The organism is Sphingobacterium sp., assembly GCF_039596235.1.
Classification (GTDB): domain Bacteria; phylum Bacteroidota; class Bacteroidia; order Sphingobacteriales; family Sphingobacteriaceae; genus Sphingobacterium.
Genome location: NZ_JBCNKE010000011.1, coordinates 269,875 through 291,166, shown reverse-complemented (window position 1 = coordinate 291,166; position 21,292 = coordinate 269,875). Strand labels below are relative to the sequence as shown.

Sequence of the window (21,292 nt, the reverse complement as noted above, 5' to 3'; positions counted from 1 at the left end):
TTCCTTCGCCAGATGGCAGCCATTGAGGTCAACATTAATACGCGGGGGATCTTTGGTGGTATCACCGACAATTCGACCTTCTCGCTCGGTAAAGGTACGGGTACGGCCTTTACCAATATTATCCAAACCGGTGATTTCAGCATCTTTAACGCAAGTTTTTCCAATTTGCAGGATGTTGGTCCCATCAATGGGTCGGAAATGACCGTGGTGGACAGCCGCTGGGGCAATGCAGAAAAGATTGCACATTTCTATACGGCTAATACAAGCTCTATTTCGGCGAATAACTTACGGGTTCGGCTTGACGGTCTCCATATTACACTGGATGATAATAGTACCCGAAATTTTGCAGCAAATAGTATTGTTCCCATCAGTCACGGTTCGGCATTGAACCTGACCAAAGGTACCCTGTCCAAAACCAATGTACGTCTGATCGAATCGGGCGTGAGTGTCAGTGGCCTGGTATGGGCGCGTACCAATCTGGTTTACGATAGCGAGAAACTCTATGGTGGAAGCTACACACAAGGGGCCTCTGATGCCTATCGCTTTCGTACGGATAATAATTATTCCTACCCATCCGTAAATACGGAATATTGGAATTTTGGTACAACAACCCCGCGCGGAACAGACTATCGTACGGTTGATCAATGTAAAAGGGTCTATCCGGAATTGACCTGGAGATCACCGATTGAAAGTGATCCTCAGGAGTATACTAGACTTAGGAATAATACTGACCGTAAAACTTCCATTACAAGAGTCCCTGATGGTTATAGACACACGATTACTTGGACAGGTACGCAGGCCCATAATTCTGCTTATCCGGATAATGATTTGGTCCTATCGTATTATGGCTATATCGATAATAACGGTAACCGTCAGCAGATTCCTTCGGGCAGTTCGGCCGGCACTGGAACGCTTCGCTATAAAAGTGCATCTTTTAATACCAATAATAACGGAAATCGGATCCTTTATGCAGAAGTCAGCAATGGTACCTTTCAAAATATGTCAATTCAGGAAGTGGCCTTTAACCAGGGTAACACCATTCGCTGTGTGCGCAATGTGATCAATAATTAAATAAGATTTTCTTCATAGACTTGAATAGTTAGTATATCGTACCGCGATGGTAGGTGTGGGTGGATCAGCAAAAGCTGGTTCACCCTTTTTGTTCTTCATCAGTCTGGTAATACCGTTAAAGCAAAAAAAGCCAATCTTGCGATTAGCTTTTCTCTTGTGATCCCGCTGGGATTGGCTCAGCCCCACAGTTCCCGCGCATATCCTTGAGCCTCCATAGGATCGAACCCGGCCATCCCTTCGTTCGAATCCTTAATACTGCTAAAAACAAGAAAAGCCAATCTTGCGATTAGCTTTTCTCTCGTGATCCCGCTGGGATTCGAACCCAGGACCCATACATTAAAAGTGTATTGCTCTACCAGCTGAGCTACGGAATCGTACTTCTTTTTTGAACTAGTGCTCCTTGTTTGAAGTGATGCAAAAGTAGGGCTTTAATCCTATTCCTGCAAATTTTTTTGGCTTAAAATAGCGGGTTCTTGCTTAAAAAGCTGATTTTAAGCCGAAAAAATTAACTATTTTCCAATTCCATAATTTCCTCGGCCAATAGCTCCCATTGTTCTTGAAATTGGGTTAATTGAGCTTTTGCTGAATTGTACGCTCGCGTAGTTTCCTGTAGCTTAATCGCATCCGAATATACGGCTTCATCAGCTAGTTTCAGTTCAAGGTCCTTCACCAATATTTCCTGTTCTTCGATCTTTTTCTCCAATGTTGAAAGCTCCTTGTTCTTTTTGCTCAATAATCGTGTCCGATCTTCGGAAGGCGCTTGTTTTTCCTTTTTGACCTTAGGCTCTTCTTTAACCTTTTTTTCAGGTTTGACCTCTGTTTTTACAACACGTTTAGCAGCCCATTCTTCATATTCCTGATAAGTGCCCGGATATTCTTTGATCTCCTTGTCTTCGATATACCAAATTTTGTTGGCGACATGATCCAAGAAATAACGGTCATGGGAAACAACGATAAAAGTTCCTTCAAATTGTTGCAGCGCCTGGATCAGGATGTTGACCGATTGCATATCCAAGTGGTTGGTAGGCTCATCGAGTGCCAGAAAGTTGGCATCTGCTGTCAATGCTTTGGCTAGGGCTACACGGGATTTCTCTCCTCCGGATAACACCTTGATTTTTTTGAAGGCATCGTCGCCCGTAAATAGGAAACAACCCAATATCGAACGCAATTCGGTCTCGGTATGTTTTGGCGCAAAGGCCTGCAGTTCGGCTAATATGGAGTTTTCGAGATGGAGTGCCTCCAATTGATGCTGTGCAAAGAAGGTTTGGGACACATTGTGACCATGTTCCGATTTTCCTTCGAATTGATCATCTGAGCCGGCTACAATACGGAGTAGGGTGGACTTACCCTTTCCGTTCGCACCGATCAAAGCAATTTTATCACCTTTTTCAATAATCGCGGAGGTATTTTTTAATATCTCGAGGTTAGGGTAAGATTTAGAGATATTATCTAAGGTGACCACATGACGCCCGGAAGGTTTTGAAAACTTAAAGCTGAAGTTGACCGTTGGATTATCGTCATCCACGTCTTCAATTTTCTCCATGCGATCTAGGGCTTTAATCCGCGACTGCGCCATTTTCGCTTTGGAAGCTTTCGCACGGAAACGCTCGATAAGCCGTTCCTCCTGTTTGATCTTAGCCTGCTGATTTTTGAACTGATTGGCCTGTAACTCGTTTCTCAATTCCTTTTCTTCCAGATAAAAGCTGTAGTTACCTGCATAAAGTGTTAATTTCCCCTTACGCGATTCCACGGTCTTTTTGATGATCCGGTCCAGAAAATATCTATCATGTGATACAATAACGATTGCTCCGTCAAATGCCTGCAAATAATTCTCAAGCCATTTGATAGATGGTAAGTCCATATGGTTGGTAGGCTCATCCAATAATAGAATATCTGGTGTCTGCAACAAGATTTTAGCAAGCATCACGCGCATACGCCAGCCTCCCGAGAATGTGGCCAATGGTCTTTTTTGTTCTTCTTCGGAAAAACCTAGACCAGCGAGGATCTCGTGTGCTTTGAATTCAAGATTATAACCATCCAGCGCTTCAAATTCCAGTTGTTTATCGCTTAGTTTATTAAGAATATCGTCCGAATAATCTGTTTCTAATTTCGCAAGTAAGTCTTCGATTTCGGCATGTAGTTGATTTTGGCGTTCGAACGCTTCCATAGCGACGTATAGAATACTTTTGTCCGAATGGTAGGATAATAAGTCCTGGTTTAAGTAACCGATCTTAAGATCCTTTGCCATGGAAATTGTACCCGAAGTTGGGGCATATTGTCCAACGATCAAACGCAATAAAGTCGATTTTCCAGCTCCATTGGCGCCAATTAAACCTACCTTATCACCTGGTTTGATGTGCCAGTTTGCCTCATCGTACAACGCTCGGGATCCTATTTCAAATGTTAAATTATTTATTGATATCATTTCAAATGCAAAAGTACAAAAGTAATGAATATTTCTTCTTGTTTGACTAACTTTGCGATTATGTATAAATTAGTCAAACCTATATTCTTTACAATGAATCCGGAGATGGCTCACCATAAGGTGACCAGCGGATTGAATGTCTTCTCAAAAATCTGGGGTGCCAAGCAACTATTGAACGCTATTTTTACGGTAGAAGATCCTCGCTTGGAACGTGAGGTCTTTGGGCTTAAATTTAAAAATCCCGTAGGGCTGGCGGCAGGCTTCGATAAAAATGCCGAATATATAGCGGATATGACTAATTTAGGTTTCGGTTTTATTGAAATCGGAACAGTTACACCAAAGCCTCAGCCCGGAAATGATAAACCCCGGATGTTTCGTCTGGTACCGGATGAAGCCCTGATCAACCGTATGGGGTTTAATAATCAGGGGGCGGATGTCGCTGCTAATCGTCTGAAGAACCTAAAAGACCGAAAAGGGCTTCTAATCGGGGGGAATATTGGAAAGAACAAGCTTACTCCGAATGAAGAAGCGGTAAATGACTATATCTACTGTTTCAATGCCCTTTTTGAGTATGTGGATTACTTTGTTGTCAATGTCAGTTCACCCAATACACCGGGCTTAAGGGATCTGCAGGAAAAGGAACCGCTAAAAAATATATTGCATACACTACAGGAGCTGAATAAAACGAAGTCAGCCCCCAAACCTATTTTGCTTAAGATTGCACCTGATCTCACCGATAGCCAACTGGATGATATTGTAGAAATCGTGATGGAGACACAAATTGCTGGGGTCATCGCAACAAACACGACGATTTCGAGAGAAGGGTTAAAGAGTCAACAGGAATTGATCCAGGAAGCAGGAGGGGTGAGTGGACGACCATTGACCAAGCGTTCAACAGAGGTAATCCGTTACCTAAGCCAGAAATCAAATAAAGCATTTCCGATCATTGGTGTCGGCGGTATTCATTCCGCGAAAGATGCGATTGAGAAACTGGATGCCGGGGCTAGCCTTATTCAGGTCTATACCGGATTTATATACGAGGGACCAGGGTTGATATCAAATATCTGTAAAGGGATATTACAGACAGGACGGTAGTAAAGCCATGGCTGTAGATTTTAATTTGAAAGATTTTTTGGATAAAAAGGTTGATGAATATAATCAACCTAATTTTATCCCCCATGATCCCATATCCATACCACATCAATTCTCGTCCAAAAATGATATTGAGATTACAGGCTTTCTAGCCGCAATTATGGCTTGGGGGCAACGTAAAACCATTATCAATAAATGTAATGAATTGATCAATAGAATGGACGGTGCTCCTTATGATTATATCATGAATCATAGTGACCAGGACCTCAAGAGCCTGCTTGGTTTTAAACACCGTACATTCAATGACACCGATATACTTTATTTCGTCACTTTTTTTCGGCATCATTACAGCCACTTCGCGTCTTTAGAAGATGCATTTTTGGTCGGACAGGAAAACCTAGTGGAGGTGGATCTGGAACAGGCACTCAATGCTTTTAAAACCTATTTCTTTTCTCTGCCGGATTATCCACAGCGAACGCGTAAACACATCAGTAGTCCCGCGCAAAAATCCACGGTAAAGCGCATCAATATGTTTTTACGCTGGATGGTTCGCAAAGATAATAGCGGAGTTGATTTTGGCATCTGGAACCGCCTGTCACCAAAAGATCTGATCTGTCCATGTGATGTCCATGTCGAACGGGTAGCGCGAAAATTTGGGTTGATTACCTTGGAAAAGGTCAACTGGAAGACTGCACAGGAGCTAACGGCCAATCTTAGATTGCTGGATTCCAATGATCCCGTAAAATATGATTTTGCGCTTTTTGGCTTGGGGGTAGAAGGGGAGCTCTAAAGTCCCTTCAAGTCCGTTAAACTCGGCTCAAGTCCCTTCAACTACCTTAGCCCGGCACAGACCTCACACCGATAACGCACGCATTCGGTGATATTATCCCACCAACGGCGCACAGGGCCAACGGGTATACCAACTAGCTGCAGCCTTGATACCATACCCATATCGTAGGTATCTAGGGGCGCTATCCTTACTGTGAGGCCTACGGCCTACGGATATGGTAGAGAGAGCACTGCAGGTTTAAAGGTTTTGGCAAGCCGAAAGAAACTGCAGTAAGACCGTAATGATTGACTGATATAGCACAAAGCGAAAGGTGCTTTTGAGGTGCCTCATCTGTGCTTCGTGCCTGTTGGTATATTTTCAGCAATGACGGTCAAAAGAGCAATAAAAAAGCCTGTATGCTAAAATACAGGCTTTTTCAATATTTTTGGCTACTGTAGCATTAGACGAGCTTGTCAATCTTGATCAAAAGGTCCACCAAGCGATTGGAATAGCCAAACTCATTGTCATACCAGCCTACAACTTTCACTAATCCACCCACAACCGAAGTCAATTGCGCATCAAAAACACAAGAGTAGGGATTGTTTATTATATCAACAGACACAATAGGGTCTTCGGTATAAAACAATACCTCCTTTAATTCATTTTCGGCTGCAGCTTTAAAGGCTTGATTGATTTCTTGGACCGTTGTTTCCTTTTCCAAAGTACAGGTAAAATCTGTTAAGGAACCATTCAGCACAGGAACGCGTATGCCTGCTCCACCCAATTTATTCTGTAAATGGGGAAAGACATTGGTAATCGCTTTGGCAGCACCTGTGGTCGTCGGTATGATTGCCGAGGAGGCCGCACGTGCCCGTCGCAGATCCTTGTGTGGTGCGTCATGCAGGTTTTGATCGCCGGTCATAGAGTGTACCGTGGTGATATATCCATCCTTTATCCCCCAATTGTCATCTAAGATTTTGACCAAAGGGGCGACATTGTTGGTCGTGCAGGAGGCATTGGACAAGATGGAAGCCGAGAGATCGACAGCACGATCGTTGATACCAAGTACAACCGTTGGAATATCTTTGTCCGTTGGCGGAGCAGAGATAATTACTTTTTTTGCACCTGCCGTCAGATGAAGGGCTGCTTTTTCACGGTTCGTAAAATGTCCCGTAGATTCAATGACAACATCGATATGTAAAGATTCCCAGGGCAGTAAAGACGGATCTTTTTCATTGCTCACCAAAATGGAATGGCCATTTACGATAATATGCTGTTCATCGTGCTTCACCGTTCCAGAGAAAGGACCGTGGACCGAATCATACTTAAATAAATGGGCCAAAGTCTTGGTGTCTGCCAGGTCATTGATAGCGACGACCTGCAATTGATCAAAAGCATTACGAAGAAAAATATTACGCAATGTGTTTCTTCCGATACGTCCAAATCCGTTTATCGCAATATTGAGCATTTCAGCTTATTTATGAAATTGACTTATCACCTCATTGATGTTTTTCTCACCTTCCCAATGTGCTTTGAGTTTTCCGTCACCTCCGTAGACATAATTTGCCGGGAACTGTGCTGGAACATGTATGTTTTGGATAAAGTTTTGATCCTTATCAATTAAGACTTCCACATTAGAAGATTTGGATAATTTTGGCGCAAAGCTATCAAAGAATCCTAATACCAGAGCCGGATCATTCATGGAAATATAGAAGATATTGACATCTTTTAGGCGATCAATATTTTTCTCAAGTTCGGTTGCTTCATGCTGACAATGGCTACATCCTGGATCAAATAGAATAAAAACCGTATTTTTATCTTTCGCAAGATTTTCATTGCTTACACGTATGCCTGATCGAAGCTGATAAAAAGTGAAATTAGGAAGAATTGCAGCAGGCCCAGAAGCTGGTGCAGGAGTAGTTTGGGCGTGATCATGGCCTGCGTGGTCGTGCCCGGCATGGTCATGATTTTCGGCCGTATTTTCCGTTGCGGTATTCTCTGTTTCAGCTGTCTTTTGATTGCCGTTGTTATTACATGAATAAAGCATGCCCGCTGTTAGCATTGCAGTTACTCCTAAAATTATTTTTTTGTTCATAAACTACCTTTGATTTTTAAACCAGTTTTAGTGATTTCCTATTCTTCTTTTGCGCCATGAAAGAATGGATATATGCCATCCAGCTTTAACTGGATATAGATCATTCCACAAGCTCGCCATTGAAGAGTCAAAACTATAAAAAAAAAGGGATTATACAGTGTCCAAACTCAAGTTATGACAGTTTGCTGGTTATACGCTATAAAGTTGGCCATGCTATTTGTCCTTCAATTTTTTACTATTCCGTTGTATCTGTTGTATTGCTTGGACTATTTGGTTCTATCAATGAGGTAGATTGTATAATTTCCGGCGTACTGCGACCAAACTCATTGCTATATACTTTGAGTAGAACTCCCACACAGGATAGGATAAGCGGACCAAATATTAGCCCCAACATACCAAAGAGATTTAAACCCAGCAACACTCCAAAAACAGTGATTAAGGGGTGGACATCTCCGAGTTTTTTCAAAATTGTAAACCGAAGAATATTGTCGATACTTCCGATGATAATGATGCCGTAAAGCGCTAGTCCGATCGCATTTCCGGACTGCCCATTCGCAAGAAGGAACACCGCGGCAGGAAGATAAACGACCATGGTACCTAAAATGGGGATTATGGTGGACACAGCAGTCAGAATACCCAAAAAAATAGGGCTTTCCAGACCAAAAAACCAATAACCCAGCCCTGCAACAACACCTTGACACATCGCAAGGATCGGAATGCCGATGGCATTGGATTTAACCATCATGTCAAATTCTTGCCATAACTCAGCCTTACTCGTTTTTGAGAACGGAATGGCATTATATAATGTTTTTTCTAATTCTTTGCTGCTGACCAGCATAAAGTAAAGTACAAATAACGCAACCAGTACATTGACACCCACCTCAGCCACGGAATTCAGAATATTGGGAATAAACTTAGCCGCTCGTTGGAGAGCACCCATCAATGCGCTATCGGATAGATCGATGTTGCTAAGATAGGGGCTGTCTTTGAAATAGGTTTTAATGGAATCGAATTTTTCCATAATCTCCTCTTTGTTATTAATCGCCTCAGTCACTTGTGGTACCATATAATTGATCAATAAATAGAGGGGACCGACTAAAAACACAATGGTAACAAGGATCAATAAAAGACTGGCAATAGATTTCTTCCATCCCCTTTCTTCTGTCAGTTTAAAATTGATCTTGCGAAATAGGACGTAGAGCGTGATAGCCCCCAAAAAGCCGGGGAGATAATAGAATAAGTTTGTAAAGATCAAAATGCATATCAACAAAATAATGATGATAAGCATAATCTGGTTAATGGAATTGTTGTTTATTTGTTTGTATTTCATGTGTCTTGAATATGTGCCGCTTTAATTTCTATTTACCAAATGACAATATTTTTTTTAAAATGTTTTATATTGTTAAATTAAACTTACTTTTTTGGAATTTCAATGATTTTTTTAATTTCTTTTTTTGGAGATAACCGTGGAAAATAGCGCTGTGAAAATCAATGGAGTAATAGGAAGCTGAGGTATATATGGCCTGATCAGAAATTTCAGGTAGGGAGATAGACATACACCGCTTCCCCGATGCGAATCGGAAAAGATTGTACTAAGGGGAGGATGCAAAAATTAATTTTGGTTCTGCGGCATTAATATCTCCTTTAAGATAGTCATGATATCATATTGCTTGATAAAGAGCATGGATGATGTCGTCCTAGCTGTTGTGGATTGATTGGTATTTGCTGTGGTCAATTGCGCTGATTTAGCTGATTTATGAAAAAAAGGATGAGACCCTTTTCCTTTTCTATTATTTGAAAATAAGCCCATAATCTTTTGTTTTTTGGTTATAGCGACAGCTTTTTTGACTTCTGTCGCTATAACTAATCTACTAATTTACTTTGGGATTTACAATTAATTTACAAAAATTTGGCTTCCATGTTCTTCATTCTTTTCGATCGAAAGCGATATTGGAATCCGTTCTTTCAATTCTTCAACATGTGAAATTATACCAACTATGCGATTTTCTTTCTGTAGGTCTAGCAAAGTTTCGAAGACGATATTGACCGAGGTGATGTCCTGGGTACCAAAGCCTTCATCAATAAAAAAGAAGTTTTTTGCAGCCTTGGTATTGGACTGTACGCTTTCGGCCAAGGCCAGCGCCAGACTTAATGATACCTGAAACGCCTGCCCCCCAGACAGCGTTTTAACACTTCTGCTTTTACCTTCATTCAGATAGTCTATAATTTCAAACTCATTATTCTCATTAATCTGTAAGCTCAGCTGGTTCCGTGTCATCCGGTGAAAGCGGATATTGGCATGGTCACAGAGCTGCCGTAAATAGATGGATGAAACGTACTGGACAAATCCCGCCCCCTTAAACAGGTTAAAGAGCTGTTTAAGATCATCGTTACGCAGGTTTAGCTTCGCCTGTTGTTGAAGTAAAACTTCTTTTTTTGCATAGGCAGTCTCCAATTGGTTTAACTCCTGTTCATATTTAGCGACGTTCTCAGTCAGAGTTTTTAACTGATGGGAACTTTCCGCTAAAGCTGCTTCCTGTAGTAGAAAAGCTGCTTCATCGTAGACTTTATCTGCTAACTTTTTGTCGAGTTGTGTGATTTGTGCTTTCAACGTCTCAAACTGGATCTGAAATTGTTCCAGTTCCGCCCGGATTTTCTGAACGGGCAAATTCTCCGCCAAGGTATCCCTTACCTCATCTATTGTCTCAAAGGGGGAACTATGGAGCAGTTGTGCGATCGTTGTTTCAGTTTGTAGGATTTCAGCCTGTATGCTATTGATGCGGTTGTGGATAGATTGAACTAGACTTTCCTGGGCTGCAAACTGGCTGTTTAATCCATGGAGCTGTTCTGTCAACGTTGTATAGTTTTGTTCTATCCGTAGGTTCTCAGCTTTTAATGTCTTATACTCGATTTCAATAGCTGCCTGGTCCGAAGATTGATAATCTGCCCACTTCAAATGTTTTAAATGACCTATGTTCTGATTGATTTGCGTTTGTTTGCGCGCTTCCTCGAGCTCAAGTTCATTTAGCCTTCTGTTTGCTTTATCCAGCTTTTTCTCAATCTCAATCAATAGCAGCTGTTCATTGCTTAAAAGTTGTTCCAACGCTGTGATCTGGCTTTCGATACTGGAAAGGGCTGCTTTCTTCTGTGTATAGATTGATTCGTCGGTGCTGCTGTAATTAGCCCATGTAAATTGACTCAGGTGACTGGATTTGTGCGATTGGTTAAGCTGTATTTTCGCTGTCAGATCCTTTTTTTGCGTGTTCAGGGTCTGTAGTTGGAGCATGAGTTTCTCGATCTCAAATTTTTGATCGGTCCTGAATTTAATACGTGAATGAATTGCCGCAATTGATTCTTGGTTGTCTGCGAGTTCCTGGCTAATATCCGTTCCTTCGGCAATAGCCGGATGTTCCAGTGCTCCGCATAGGGGGCAGGGAGAACCCTCGTCCAAATTTGCGGCAAACTGTGTGAGCTTTTGCTGTAACAACAGATGTGCTTTCTCGTCATTTAATTTAGCAAGTTTGGTTTCAAGCTCCAGCAATTCGCTGGCATAATCGGCGTCAAATTCAGCCGCATCAAAGTTGTAATGTTTTAGGTCAAGTTGTAAGGCGCTTATTGCGGAGTTTAATGCCAAAAGCTGTTGTTGGAGCTCATTCTCCTGTTGTTGTATAACTTGCTGTCTCGTGTACCATTGCCCTAGTTCCATCAGTTCATTTGCGGATGGTTTTGATTGCTTAAGCTGCTGCAGCGAAGCTTCTGTTTTTTGGATTCTGATTTTACCTTGTGCCTGTTGTTCCTTCGTTTCCTCCACAAAAAGCCGTCCTTTTTGAGCACTTTCATTTACACGCTTTATCTCTATCGTAAACGTGATCAACTGCAAAATTAGCTCCAGATCCAATTCACTTGTTCGTCGTTGGGTTAAACGTTCGTATTGCGGTCTAATCTGCTGCAGCTGTAAGGACAACTGTTGTGTCATCTGCTGTATTTCGGTGGATTTTTCTTTTTCCCGCTGTAACCGCTCTTGTTCCTGCGAATTTTCCTGTTTCGACTTTTCCTGTACCTGGAGGATATGATAGAAGTTTGCATACGCTTCTTCAAAGCGGATCAAACGTTGGCGTATTTGCTCTTTCTCCTGCTGCTGTTTCGACAGATCCTGAAAAAGGGACTTCATTTTGTGCAATTCCAGAAAATCCTCTTTCAGATTTTTCAGTTCCTGAAATTTCTCCTGGAGCAGCTTGTTGGCATCCTGGGCCTTAAAGAAAAATTCACGTTCCGCCATCAGCTTTTCCCGTACTGTTTGAATACGCTCGGTGCTAATCTCTTCAAACCCCATTAATTGGCCATTGAGCTGATCCAGCTCGGACTGATTTTTTTTATAAAGCGCGGTAACCTTATCCTGTAGATCGAAACGATGGAGCTGAAAAATTTCCTTCATCATATCCGTACGCTCTTTCGCTCCCAGTTCAATGAACTCTTTAAATTGCCCTTGTGGGATAATAATTGTTCTTTTAAAGTTTTCGTAGCTTAAACCGATGATAGGTTGTGTGTTACTGCTTTCCTGCGGAAGCCATTGTTCATCTATTTTTTCATATAAGACAACCGTTGGTGATTTGACGTCCTCAAAATTTTTGGAGTTTCGTTTAAATTCCCGGGTGACCCTAAACGTTCGGTTTTCAAAATTGATGAAATCCAGTTCGATATACGAGCGGTTTGATTTCAGATTCATCATATTATAAGCACGTCTGTCCCGCGCATTTAACCTTTCGGTTTCTCCATACAAGACATAAGTGATTGCTTCGAGTATAGAGGATTTACCTGATCCTACCGTACCAAAAATGCCAAAAAGTCCTGCTTCTGTCAGTGCCGTAAAATCTATTGTCTGCCGTTCCTTATAGGAATATATGCCTTCTACAGTTAGCTTTAAAGGGATCATGGATTTAAGAATTTAGTATTTCGCGAAAAAGGTTGAGAATATCATCGTTGGGTGCCTGATTGGCATTTTTGGATTTAAAATATTCACTGAAAAGTGTAGAAATATCTTGGGTCAGATTAATTTCTTTTGTATCCATGATATCTTCATTGTCCTGTTGAACGACAGGGATTAAATAAACGATGCCGGAGTGAGTCTGATAAATCAATTTACGGTCTTCGGCTTTCAGGAATGTGTCGGACTTGAGGGTTAATTCCACCAACGTGTCGGGATTTTCAGAAAGCCAGGCAATACAGGGGTCAATAGCTGCAAAAGATTTTCGGACCAATGGCTTTCCCTGACGCAGTGGGACGCGTTCGAATGTGGCATGTGCATCCGGTAGGGTATTGACAATATTGACATATTTGGTTTGACCGGCTTCAGCAAAACTATAGCAAAGGGGAGAGGAGGCATAGACCACAGGTTGTTCTGGGGAGCCAATATTTTTGAAACCATGAATATGTCCCAAAGCGGTATATTGAATCTGTGCTGGGATAGATTCCGAATAGATCAGGTCAGCATTACCGATTTTAATCGGCTTTTCACCATCCGGTTCCTCAATTAGCGGTGAGCCAATCTTATTCATATACAGGTGTGCGGTCAAGATGTTGACACCTTTACTGTCGCAATAGGTTTCAGCCAATCTTCGCCAATTTTCCGCAAGGGCCTTGTTGAGTTGGACTTCTTTGTCCTCGCCGAGGTACTGCTTGAGCCGGATTTCATTGGCATAGGCCGTGTGGAGTATCCGGATCGGATAATCATATCCTTGAAGGCTCAACTCGATAAATCCATTGTCGGAACGCAGGACGGAGAAACCCTCGGTTGAAAATGGGGTAACAAGTGCATTGGGATGACCGATGAGAATTATGCCAGAAGCGCGGGCCAAAGGGTCCGGAGCATCGATTAAATTGGGTGAATCGTGGTTTCCAGCTATAGCGATAACTGGTCGCATGCCATTTTTTGCCAGTCGTTTGATGGTTTTGTAAAATAGTTCAATGGCCTCAACACCCGGATTGAATGAGTCAAAAAGATCACCAGCGATCAATACCAGGTCAACCTCCTGTTGGTCGGCGACCTGAATAATCTCCTCCATGACCAATTGCTGTTCATCCATTCGGGAAAAGCTGTCCAATCGTTTCCCTAAATGCCAGTCAGCAGTATGCAGTATTTTCATGATGAGCCCTCGTTTTTTTGCTTATAGTACAAACTAAGACAAATTTGGTCTGATATGCAATTATAATTACATATCGGACCAAATTCGAGCTGTGTAAGTTTAGATAGCAGCTAAGCGTCCGTCTAAATGTTAAAAGTTGTTAAATGCGACATACCAAAATCATATAGTTGTATTTTTAGTCCTCCAAAATTAAGCTAAGTATATCGATATAATTTAAATTTATGCGTAAAGTATATCTCTGTCTGTGTGCTATCTTTCTGTTTTTGATGAAGATAAATGCACAGGAAATAAAAGCAATCAAAGGGGAAACGGCTTATCCTTTTTTATTGAAAGATGTTGATCATGAAACCACGGAATCTGAAAAGCAACCTGTTTTCGTATTTTTGCATGGTCGCAGTTTATCGGGGACGAATCTGGACAGAGTGAAACGTTATGGTGTGTTGTATGCCATTAATAAAGGGCAGGAGGTGCCAGGAATTATTGTTGCTCCTCAATCCCGTGGGGGTTGGGATCCCGACAAAGTGATCGAGATCGTGGACTATGTTATCGCGCATTATGATGCTGATCCTGACCGTGTATACGTATGTGGGATGAGTATGGGCGGTTACGGTACCATGGATGTTGCTGGCAAATATCCGGAACGGATTGCAGCAGCAGTAGCGATTTGTGGCGGTGGATCAAGTCAATATGCTTCCAACCTCACGCAGGTTCCAATTTGGCTGCATCATGGGACAAGAGATCGTGCAGTGCCCATTTCAGAGTCGAGAAAAATTATGAATGCCATAAAGAAGGCAGACCCTGATGCTGAGGTACGTTTAAATGTCATAAAAGGTGGGACGCATGGTAGTGTAGAACGCCTATTTCATGACGATGCAATCTATGACTGGATGCTAAAATTTAAGAAAAAACAAAAATCATAAGGTTTAAAAAAAGATTTCGATAGATAGTCCGGTTTGGGATACCGAACATTATAAAAAATAAAAAGGCTGATACAATCAGCCTTTTTTGTTAACCTTCATTTGTACTTTCAAGTTGCTGTTTTCGGTTGAATTGTGCCATCAATACACTTGGCTGATGGATCAAATGCGTTTTCGCAAGATAATCCTGATTGTCTGCGTAAATAAACAGTAGTGTTCCATCCTTAATGGTATTGATTATAGGGACAGCATATTCCCGGGGCACTGCGGGGCAGCCATAGCTTTTGCCGAGTCTTCCCAAGCTTGATATGGTTCCTGTGCTGCAATAATCGGCACCGTGCATGACTACATACCGTGCTTTGGCATTGTCGTTTATTCCCTCCTCGAGGCCATTCAATACCAAAGAGTAACCATTCTCTCCATTATAGGTATTTTCGGTAACAAAAAATCCCAAAGAGCTCTTTAAAGACTCCTGCTGATTTGAGAAATGTGTCGCGTAGTTTTCACCGCTATTTTTACCATGCGACACTAAAGTGTTAAAAAGCACCTTTTTGTGTTCGAGGTCAAGCACAACAAGTCGTTTTTCCGTGGAAGCCAAGGAAAAATCAATGATCGTCATAATGTCTTTGTTGTGCGAGGAAAGCTGTTTTCTGCCTTCCATTGCTTGTCGGAATGCCTCGTATTTCAATACTGGACTTAGATTCATTTCATCATATAAAGAATCAACTTCTGTACGTTGACGTTCTACATTTATATGATGGGTACCGGTTTGTTGATCTAATGTTTTTAAATCCTCTTTTGATGATAATGCCGTGTTGAGTGCCATCAAAAGAAACATAAAAGTATTTCCCATTCTCCTCCCTTTTCTGTGTAGATGTTTACAAAAATAATAATTAAAGTTAATACATATTTGATTTACAGAATGTTAAATATTGTTAATCAATAACGATTACCAATGAAGAGAGGTCTTTTGACCGTTTATAAACAAATTGGGCATGAGATGACGCATTTCTGACACACATATGGGACTTTGGTGTTGTGCCTAAACTTTCGCTATATTCGATGATTTTGCCGTTCGGATTATTGACCGGTACGCCGTGAAGATAGGCGCCGGCGGTAAATCGGGTGGCGTAAGGAGCAAAGCCACCATAGGTTCGTGTTCCGTCTTCAAAATAGAACATCTTTGATTTGTGTTCCTGAACGACAAAAAGACCGGTTGGTGTTTCCTGGGCATGTGGTGGTTTGTGCCGGCCACTGGTGATGGGATTCATGCTACGTATAAGCCATTCTTTCCCTACTTTTTCCAGTGTACAGATGTTTTGGTTCCTAACGTCAACAACGTTAATAATGTTAAATTGCACCGTATCGCTTATTAGGCGCAGATAGCGCTTAGGGACGGTATACTCGCCTTCAAATGAAACACCTGCAATAGGTACTCTGGCTAGGGTGTCTGGGCCCTTTACACGGACCAGCCACCCATCCCGTCCATAGCGGACAGGCTTGTTTGTTGTGGGGTCGTATAAAGGTGCGGCCTGATAGCGCGCCACATTAAAACTATCGGCTACACGTTTGTATGAATCCCGTTTGAAATCTTTAATGGTGGGTGCTTCACCTTTTTCATTTTGATAATTCTGAAGAACAGCATATGGTGAAGGTGTCTGCTGAAAATTTTCGACATAAGCCAGACGTTCCTTTATTTTGTCCCATTGAAACCCACGGGTGGTATCCTTATAAGGATAAGAATCTTCCAATGTGTATTTTTTGTAAAGCAGATCTTTTCTGATGACAATATCATCAGCGGTAAATACTTTTGGCTTTTCTTGCTGTTTTTTAGGTGGAACAGCTTCCTGACGTTTAATTGGCTGTTCCTTTTGTGCTGTACTTTTTTTTTCCTGTTGGCATCCCAACGTCAGAAATAATAGGCTAAATAAGAGGCATGTCAATCTATTATTCATATATGGACTATATAAATTATTGTTTTATTTTCTAAATATAAGAATAAAACACATTTTTTAAATAATGAACAAAAGGTAGTTTTGTAATTTCAAGAAAAAAATATGCATAAGATTGTAATTTGTTCAGCAATGATGATCGCTCCTGGGGGAGCTTTATTAATGGTTAGAAAAAAAGGATCTCCCTATTTTCAATTGCCTGGAGGTAAGATAGCCGCAGGAGAAAGCGATCTGGAAGCTTTGGTCCGGGAGCTGAGGGAAGAACTGCAGTTTGATGCAGATGATAAGACTTTTGAGTTTCTTGGCCAGCACGAGACGCTGGCTGTGAACGAGCCGGATACCTTAGTGGAAGGACATATTTATTTGATAAAACTCAGTGAAGAGCGTTGTTTTTCGGCAGAAGCTGAATTGGAGGAAGTGCAGTGGATCACAAGAGATAACTGGCAAAATTATCAACTGGCACATCTTGCCGAAGAGTTTGTTATTCCGAAATGGCTTTCGGGAACGATTTGATCCCAGTGTGCTTGATGTGAACATTTTAAGCCTTTGTTTGTTAATGTTTTATATATAAACAAAAATAAACTAAGGTTATGGAAAATCAGCTTTTAAAATCAGCTAAAGATTTTTTTGATCAAGAGGCGCTTACTCGGGTGGGAGAAACAGTAAACCAGGATAGCGAACAGGTAAAGCAGGGCTTAAATGTTGTTGTCCCCGCTATGTTTTTGGGCTTAAGTCAACAGGCGGATACAAACGGGGGGATTGCTACCATTTTGGAGCAGGCGAAGCAGCGTTTTTCGAATTTTGATCTTAGCCAATTGCTGGGTGGACAGACAAGGGCTGTAGATTCGGAAGCCCAGCAGGCATCGCCCGAAAGCCCTGGAGAGGGTAATATGCTAAGTTCAATATTTGGCGGTGGTCTGGAAACTGTACTTGGTACCGTTGCGGGCTATCTAGGTTTTAGCGCCGATTCGGTGCGTAAGCTGATGGGGCTGTCCTTACCAGCTATATTTTCGAGCTTAACGGATAAAGGTAAGCATTGGGATTTAAATACCATCAGCCAAACATTAAAAGACAATAAGACTGCATTTGCAGCAGCTATCCCTGCAGGTCTTGGTTTGGGAGCTTTTGGTAAGCTATTTGACGGAGGCCATTTTTCCGCTCCAGAGGAAGCTGCAGCCCCGTTGGAAGAAGCTGCAGAAAACAAGGAAATGCATCAAAGTATTCCTGTCATCAATCCCGCTTCCGAACTTGAGGCGCACAAGGAACCTTTGGCATTACCCCGGGTGGAGCAGGCGAAAGCTGCCGCCGTGCCAGCAAGTTCCTCGGGTGGGAACTGGTGGAAGATTTTAATTGTGTTGATTGTTATTGCACTGCTTTGGTTTTTGTTTGGAAAAGGCTGTAGTGGCAGTAAAAATGGTAGCGCTACGGATACAAGTGTCAATCCGGTCGAGATTGATTCAGGAAATGCAATTGGGGGTAATGGGACCGGTGCAATAGACCGGGAACGCTTGGATGTGCCATTGCCCAATGGAGGAAAGCTTGCGGCCTTTAAAAGCGGGATAGAAGATCAGCTCGTACAATTTTTAAAATCTGACTATAAGTCTTTGGGCGAAGATTCGTTGAAAAACACCTGGTTTGATTTTGATAACCTGAATTTTGAAACCGGTACGGCGAAAGTTTTGCCCGAAAGCCAGGTGCAGCTTAGTAATCTAGCGGAGATTTTAAAAGCTTTTCCTGAAGCTAATGTAAAAATTGGCGGATATACCGATAAAACTGGCAATGAGGATTTCAATAAAAAGCTATCATTAGATCGCGCAAATGCGGTAAAGGACTATCTGGATAAAGCAGGTTTGTCTAAGCAGGTTGTAGGGGCAGAGGGCTATGGTTCCCAATTTGCGAAGTTTCCGGCCGATGCGCCAGAAGCTGACCGTATTTTAGACCGTCACGTTGCGGTTAGCGTCCGATAATTGTGTTTTGAGAGAAGCAAAGGGGTGTGGAAATGGTGATTTGGGTTTAAAGAACTTCAGTGTTAAATTAGGAATAATAAAATAGAAAAGCGGATCCTGTGGATCCGCTTTTCGTTTAACGGGCTTTTTTAGTCATTCTAGTGATTTTAGGCTGCTTGAAATCATTTTGTAGTTTTTGCTGTTGGAACAATACTGCATAGCGTATCTAGAAACTATATACACAGGCCAATAGGAATTGTCCTGCTGATTTTGTTGGAGAAAGATCGTTCTTGATGAACTTTTCGGTATTGCTTTTATCAATTCTTATTTCGGGAATAAATTTGAAGCCGTGATAATTATATTCGGCAGTCAATGTTGTTGCTAATATATTGGAGCTTGGGGTACCATTGGTTTCTTCTTTGTGGGTTTGGAAGAACTCTTCACGCAGGCCTATGCCAAAATGTTCTGAGAGATGAACTCTTGGATATAGTGCTATCCCAGTATATCCACCTTCGGCTCTTCGCTTATAATGCGTAGCATTCACACCAAGGAAGAATTGGGGCGTGAAGTCGTAATTGCCTACAAAATCTACTAACGTTCCTGAGCTGTAATTTGATTTGCCGCCGGCGGAAGAGCCTGTCAGAAAGTTGAGGTAAAAGCTGCCTTTTTCGTTAGGTCTGTAAGTTAGTTGGGAGCCAAGGTGCGACACACCATTTATATCCTGATATACATTCCAGTCATTAAATATACCGACCATCAGCGCAAATTTATCCGAGAAACTATAGGTTGCTTTCAATCCGGCATCTTGAAAGGGACCAGCGCCGAATAAATAAGAGGTTGAATAGTGGAAATTATAGGTAGGTGAGATAACCTCAAACCCAACAAATGTGCCCATAAACCCGGCAGTAAGATTGAGTTTATCGGTCAGATTATAACCTACGTACAAGTTTTGAATATGAAAGCTGTTCTTGTCATCGCCAGGTTGGCCGTCTCCGTTTACAATAGATTTATATTGTCCCCGCGGTCCGAAAGACAATTCTCCGACAAAGGATGCTTTTTTAAAGTTCTTCTTTAGCGCCAGATCGACCATACCAATGGAAACTGAGTTGTTGTCTTCCGTAAAATAAGTATTAATGTTTGGCTTGTTTTGGAAGTCATATTTCCAATATGTGTCGACTGATCCTGATATTTCTACTGTTTTTTCTTTGTTTTCTTCCTGTGATTTTGATTTGTTGATGAAAAATATTGAAAAAATGAATATTGTTATGATTTTTTTCATGTTTTTGAGGTTTTAAGTTTGATTTGTTTGAGTTTTTAGCTGATTTTTAAATAGGTTTTTGTGGTTTTGATTTTGTTTTATGTGAAATTATGTAAAAAAAATTATAAAAAATAATATTTGATAGTAATTTTTTAATAAAAACACTTTATATTTGTCAAAACAATAAGAATAAATAGGGTTTTGTTTTGTTTTTTTGTATTCTATTTAACAATTTATTGATGTATTAATAAACACTAATCAGTTTAAACAAATGAAAAAAATTATTCCACTCTTTGTTCTGGTACTTTTGGGCGTATTGGGACTAGTATTTCCATCTATAGATTTGTCTGCATTGGACAAAGCAGAATTTGATACCGGAGATACGGCCTGGTTATTGACTTCTTCAGCGCTAGTGTTGATTATGACGCCCGGCCTTGCATTTTTTTATGGCGGAATGGTCAGTAAAAAGAATGTGATTTCGACGATGATGCAAAGTTTTATCTGTATGTGTTTGATGACAATCCTTTGGGTGATCGTCGGATTTAGCCTAGCCTTTGGTGACGATATCGGTGGGATTATAGGTGATCCACGTACCTTCTTTATGATGAAAGGAACCTTGGGTAATATTGCCTGGGGGGCATTGCCAACCATTCCGTTGGTCTTATTCGCAATGTTTCAGTTGAAATTTGCGATCATTACACCGGCATTGATTACGGGCGCTTTTGCCGAACGTATCCGATTCAATTCTTATATGCTGTTTATTATCCTGTTCGGTATCTTTATCTACATGCCATTGGCTCACGCGACATGGCATCCAGAAGGGATTCTGGCAAAATTTGGTGTACTTGATTTTGCTGGTGGTACCGTTGTACATATGTCAGCAGGTTGGGCAGCTCTAGCAGCAGCAATTTATTTGAAAGGCCGAAAATCTCAGACACATAATCCAGCTCGTATAAGTTATGTGATCTTGGGTACAGCTTTATTATGGTTTGGGTGGTTTGGATTTAATGCGGGTTCGGCTGGAGGTGCCAATACACTGGCAGCTTACGCATTTGCTACGACAACGACCGCTTCAGCGATGGCGGCAATGGCTTGGATTTTTGTCGATATTATCCGCGGCAAAAAGCCATCAGCAATGGGTGCGTGTATCGGTGCGGTAGTGGGATTGGTCGCGATCACACCAGCGGCAGGTTTTGTCAGTATTCCGCATGCCATGATTATTGGTTTGGTTGCTGCATTGATCAGTAATCTAGTTGTGTACTTGAGAAGTAAAACAAGTATCGATGATACCTTGGATGTATTCCCTTGTCATGGCGTCGGCGGTATGGTAGGTATGGTGCTGACGGGTGTATTTGCTCATCATAATGTTAATCCTCTAGTTGTTGACAATGGCTTGTTCTTTGGAGAAACTAAATTATTCTTTGTGCATACTGTTGCCCTCTTTGCGGTGTCTTTCTTTGCCTTTGTTGGCTCTTTGGTACTCTTAAAAGTAACGGATCTGATTTCTCCACTTCGTGTAGAGGAAACTGATGAGGAACTTGGTCTGGATGTGTCTCAACACGCGGAGGCTCTTTAATCCGATAGATCAGAAAATACCATCCCAAACAATGCTTTTCCTTACAGC

The 21,292-nt window shown here is 41.6% G+C and carries 17 protein-coding genes and 1 tRNA gene; 7 read left to right on the top strand and 11 right to left on the bottom strand.

All coding sequences use genetic code 11. From position 1 onward, the window contains the following. A partial coding sequence (locus ABDW32_RS21600) for a hypothetical protein (RefSeq protein ID WP_343565909.1) occupies window positions 1-1,071 on the top strand: 1,071 nt, incomplete at its 5' end. Between the two features lie 301 nt (window positions 1,072-1,372). Here ABDW32_RS21600 and ABDW32_RS21595 read toward each other — a convergent pair. Next, a tRNA-Lys gene (locus ABDW32_RS21595) sits at window positions 1,373-1,445 on the bottom strand. Between the two features lie 131 nt (window positions 1,446-1,576). After that, window positions 1,577-3,496, bottom strand: a complete 1,920-nt coding sequence (locus ABDW32_RS21590) for an ABC-F family ATP-binding cassette domain-containing protein (RefSeq protein WP_343565908.1) — start codon at window positions 3,494-3,496, stop codon at window positions 1,577-1,579. Window positions 3,497-3,556: 60 nt separating this feature from the next. Here ABDW32_RS21590 and ABDW32_RS21585 point away from each other — a divergent pair, with 60 nt between their 5' ends. Continuing rightward, on the top strand, window positions 3,557-4,591 hold the full coding sequence (locus ABDW32_RS21585) for a quinone-dependent dihydroorotate dehydrogenase (RefSeq protein ID WP_343565907.1): 1,035 nt from the start codon (window positions 3,557-3,559) through the stop codon (window positions 4,589-4,591). Between the two features lie 7 nt (window positions 4,592-4,598). After that, window positions 4,599-5,378, top strand: a complete 780-nt coding sequence (locus tag ABDW32_RS21580; protein WP_343565906.1) for a TIGR02757 family protein — start codon at window positions 4,599-4,601, stop codon at window positions 5,376-5,378. A 439-nt stretch (window positions 5,379-5,817) separates the two neighbouring features. Here ABDW32_RS21580 and gap read toward each other — a convergent pair whose 3' ends face one another. The 6 genes from gap to ABDW32_RS21550 form a co-directional block, all read right to left on the bottom strand. Beyond that, complete coding sequence (gene gap, locus ABDW32_RS21575; RefSeq protein WP_343565905.1) at window positions 5,818-6,825, bottom strand: type I glyceraldehyde-3-phosphate dehydrogenase; 1,008 nt, start codon at window positions 6,823-6,825, stop codon at window positions 5,818-5,820. Between the two features lie 6 nt (window positions 6,826-6,831). After that, window positions 6,832-7,452: a redoxin domain-containing protein gene (locus tag ABDW32_RS21570; RefSeq protein WP_343565904.1), complete on the bottom strand. Its 621-nt coding sequence runs from the start codon at window positions 7,450-7,452 to the stop codon at window positions 6,832-6,834. Window positions 7,453-7,687: 235 nt separating this feature from the next. After that, window positions 7,688-8,782 carry an AI-2E family transporter gene (locus tag ABDW32_RS21565; protein ID WP_343565903.1) on the bottom strand — a complete coding sequence of 365 codons (1,095 nt, stop codon included), beginning with the start codon at window positions 8,780-8,782 and terminating at the stop codon, window positions 7,688-7,690. A gap of 282 nt (window positions 8,783-9,064) precedes the next feature. Next, entirely contained in the window at window positions 9,065-9,262 is a 198-nt protein-coding gene (locus tag ABDW32_RS21560) for a hypothetical protein (protein WP_343565902.1), read from the bottom strand. Window positions 9,263-9,346: 84 nt separating this feature from the next. Then, complete coding sequence (locus tag ABDW32_RS21555; RefSeq protein WP_343565901.1) at window positions 9,347-12,385, bottom strand: SMC family ATPase; 3,039 nt, start codon at window positions 12,383-12,385, stop codon at window positions 9,347-9,349. 4 nt (window positions 12,386-12,389) lie between these two features. Continuing rightward, on the bottom strand, window positions 12,390-13,595 hold the full coding sequence (locus ABDW32_RS21550) for an exonuclease SbcCD subunit D (RefSeq protein ID WP_343565900.1): 1,206 nt from the start codon (window positions 13,593-13,595) through the stop codon (window positions 12,390-12,392). A gap of 221 nt (window positions 13,596-13,816) precedes the next feature. Between ABDW32_RS21550 and ABDW32_RS21545 the strand changes: the two genes are divergently transcribed. Further along, entirely contained in the window at window positions 13,817-14,515 is a 699-nt protein-coding gene (locus tag ABDW32_RS21545) for a prolyl oligopeptidase family serine peptidase (protein WP_077434274.1), read from the top strand. 88 nt (window positions 14,516-14,603) lie between these two features. Here ABDW32_RS21545 and ABDW32_RS21540 read toward each other — a convergent pair whose 3' ends face one another. Both ABDW32_RS21540 and ABDW32_RS21535 read right to left on the bottom strand, forming a co-directional pair. Continuing rightward, the gene (locus ABDW32_RS21540; protein ID WP_343565899.1) at window positions 14,604-15,365 is read right to left on the bottom strand and encodes a murein L,D-transpeptidase catalytic domain family protein; all 762 of its coding nucleotides are present in this window, start codon (window positions 15,363-15,365) and stop codon (window positions 14,604-14,606) included. A gap of 82 nt (window positions 15,366-15,447) precedes the next feature. After that, window positions 15,448-16,467: a L,D-transpeptidase gene (locus tag ABDW32_RS21535; protein ID WP_343565898.1), complete on the bottom strand. Its 1,020-nt coding sequence runs from the start codon at window positions 16,465-16,467 to the stop codon at window positions 15,448-15,450. Window positions 16,468-16,569: 102 nt separating this feature from the next. On the opposite strand from ABDW32_RS21535, the gene ABDW32_RS21530 reads away from it, so the two are divergent. Both ABDW32_RS21530 and ABDW32_RS21525 read left to right on the top strand, forming a co-directional pair. Further along, window positions 16,570-16,977, top strand: coding sequence for an NUDIX domain-containing protein (locus tag ABDW32_RS21530; protein ID WP_343565897.1), 408 nt, complete (start codon window positions 16,570-16,572; stop codon window positions 16,975-16,977). A gap of 77 nt (window positions 16,978-17,054) precedes the next feature. Beyond that, on the top strand, window positions 17,055-18,431 hold the full coding sequence (locus tag ABDW32_RS21525; RefSeq protein WP_343565896.1) for an OmpA family protein: 1,377 nt from the start codon (window positions 17,055-17,057) through the stop codon (window positions 18,429-18,431). Between the two features lie 205 nt (window positions 18,432-18,636). Here ABDW32_RS21525 and ABDW32_RS21520 read toward each other — a convergent pair whose 3' ends face one another. Continuing rightward, window positions 18,637-19,689 (bottom strand): outer membrane beta-barrel protein, encoded by a 1,053-nt coding sequence (locus ABDW32_RS21520; RefSeq protein WP_343565895.1) that lies wholly within the window; start codon window positions 19,687-19,689, stop codon window positions 18,637-18,639. A 250-nt stretch (window positions 19,690-19,939) separates the two neighbouring features. On the opposite strand from ABDW32_RS21520, the gene ABDW32_RS21515 reads away from it, so the two are divergent. After that, window positions 19,940-21,244 (top strand): ammonium transporter, encoded by a 1,305-nt coding sequence (locus tag ABDW32_RS21515; protein WP_343565894.1) that lies wholly within the window; start codon window positions 19,940-19,942, stop codon window positions 21,242-21,244. Window positions 21,245-21,292: the final 48 nt, after the last annotated feature.

Coding starts and splice junctions, on each gene's coding strand:
- ABDW32_RS21590 (WP_343565908.1), bottom strand. CDS start 3,496: ATGATATCAATAAATAATTTAACATTTGAAATAGGATCCCGAGCGTTG.
- ABDW32_RS21525 (WP_343565896.1), top strand. CDS start 17,055: ATGGAAAATCAGCTTTTAAAATCAGCTAAAGATTTTTTTGATCAAGAG.
- ABDW32_RS21550 (WP_343565900.1), bottom strand. CDS start 13,595: ATGAAAATACTGCATACTGCTGACTGGCATTTAGGGAAACGATTGGAC.
- ABDW32_RS21540 (WP_343565899.1), bottom strand. CDS start 15,365: ATGGGAAATACTTTTATGTTTCTTTTGATGGCACTCAACACGGCATTA.
- gap (WP_343565905.1), bottom strand. CDS start 6,825: ATGCTCAATATTGCGATAAACGGATTTGGACGTATCGGAAGAAACACA.
- ABDW32_RS21535 (WP_343565898.1), bottom strand. CDS start 16,467: ATGAATAATAGATTGACATGCCTCTTATTTAGCCTATTATTTCTGACG.
- ABDW32_RS21555 (WP_343565901.1), bottom strand. CDS start 12,385: ATGATCCCTTTAAAGCTAACTGTAGAAGGCATATATTCCTATAAGGAA.
- ABDW32_RS21545 (WP_077434274.1), top strand. CDS start 13,817: ATGCGTAAAGTATATCTCTGTCTGTGTGCTATCTTTCTGTTTTTGATG.
- ABDW32_RS21585 (WP_343565907.1), top strand. CDS start 3,557: ATGTATAAATTAGTCAAACCTATATTCTTTACAATGAATCCGGAGATG.
- ABDW32_RS21560 (WP_343565902.1), bottom strand. CDS start 9,262: ATGGGCTTATTTTCAAATAATAGAAAAGGAAAAGGGTCTCATCCTTTT.
- ABDW32_RS21570 (WP_343565904.1), bottom strand. CDS start 7,452: ATGAACAAAAAAATAATTTTAGGAGTAACTGCAATGCTAACAGCGGGC.
- ABDW32_RS21530 (WP_343565897.1), top strand. CDS start 16,570: ATGCATAAGATTGTAATTTGTTCAGCAATGATGATCGCTCCTGGGGGA.
- ABDW32_RS21515 (WP_343565894.1), top strand. CDS start 19,940: ATGAAAAAAATTATTCCACTCTTTGTTCTGGTACTTTTGGGCGTATTG.
- ABDW32_RS21565 (WP_343565903.1), bottom strand. CDS start 8,782: ATGAAATACAAACAAATAAACAACAATTCCATTAACCAGATTATGCTT.
- ABDW32_RS21520 (WP_343565895.1), bottom strand. CDS start 19,689: ATGAAAAAAATCATAACAATATTCATTTTTTCAATATTTTTCATCAAC.
- ABDW32_RS21580 (WP_343565906.1), top strand. CDS start 4,599: ATGGCTGTAGATTTTAATTTGAAAGATTTTTTGGATAAAAAGGTTGAT.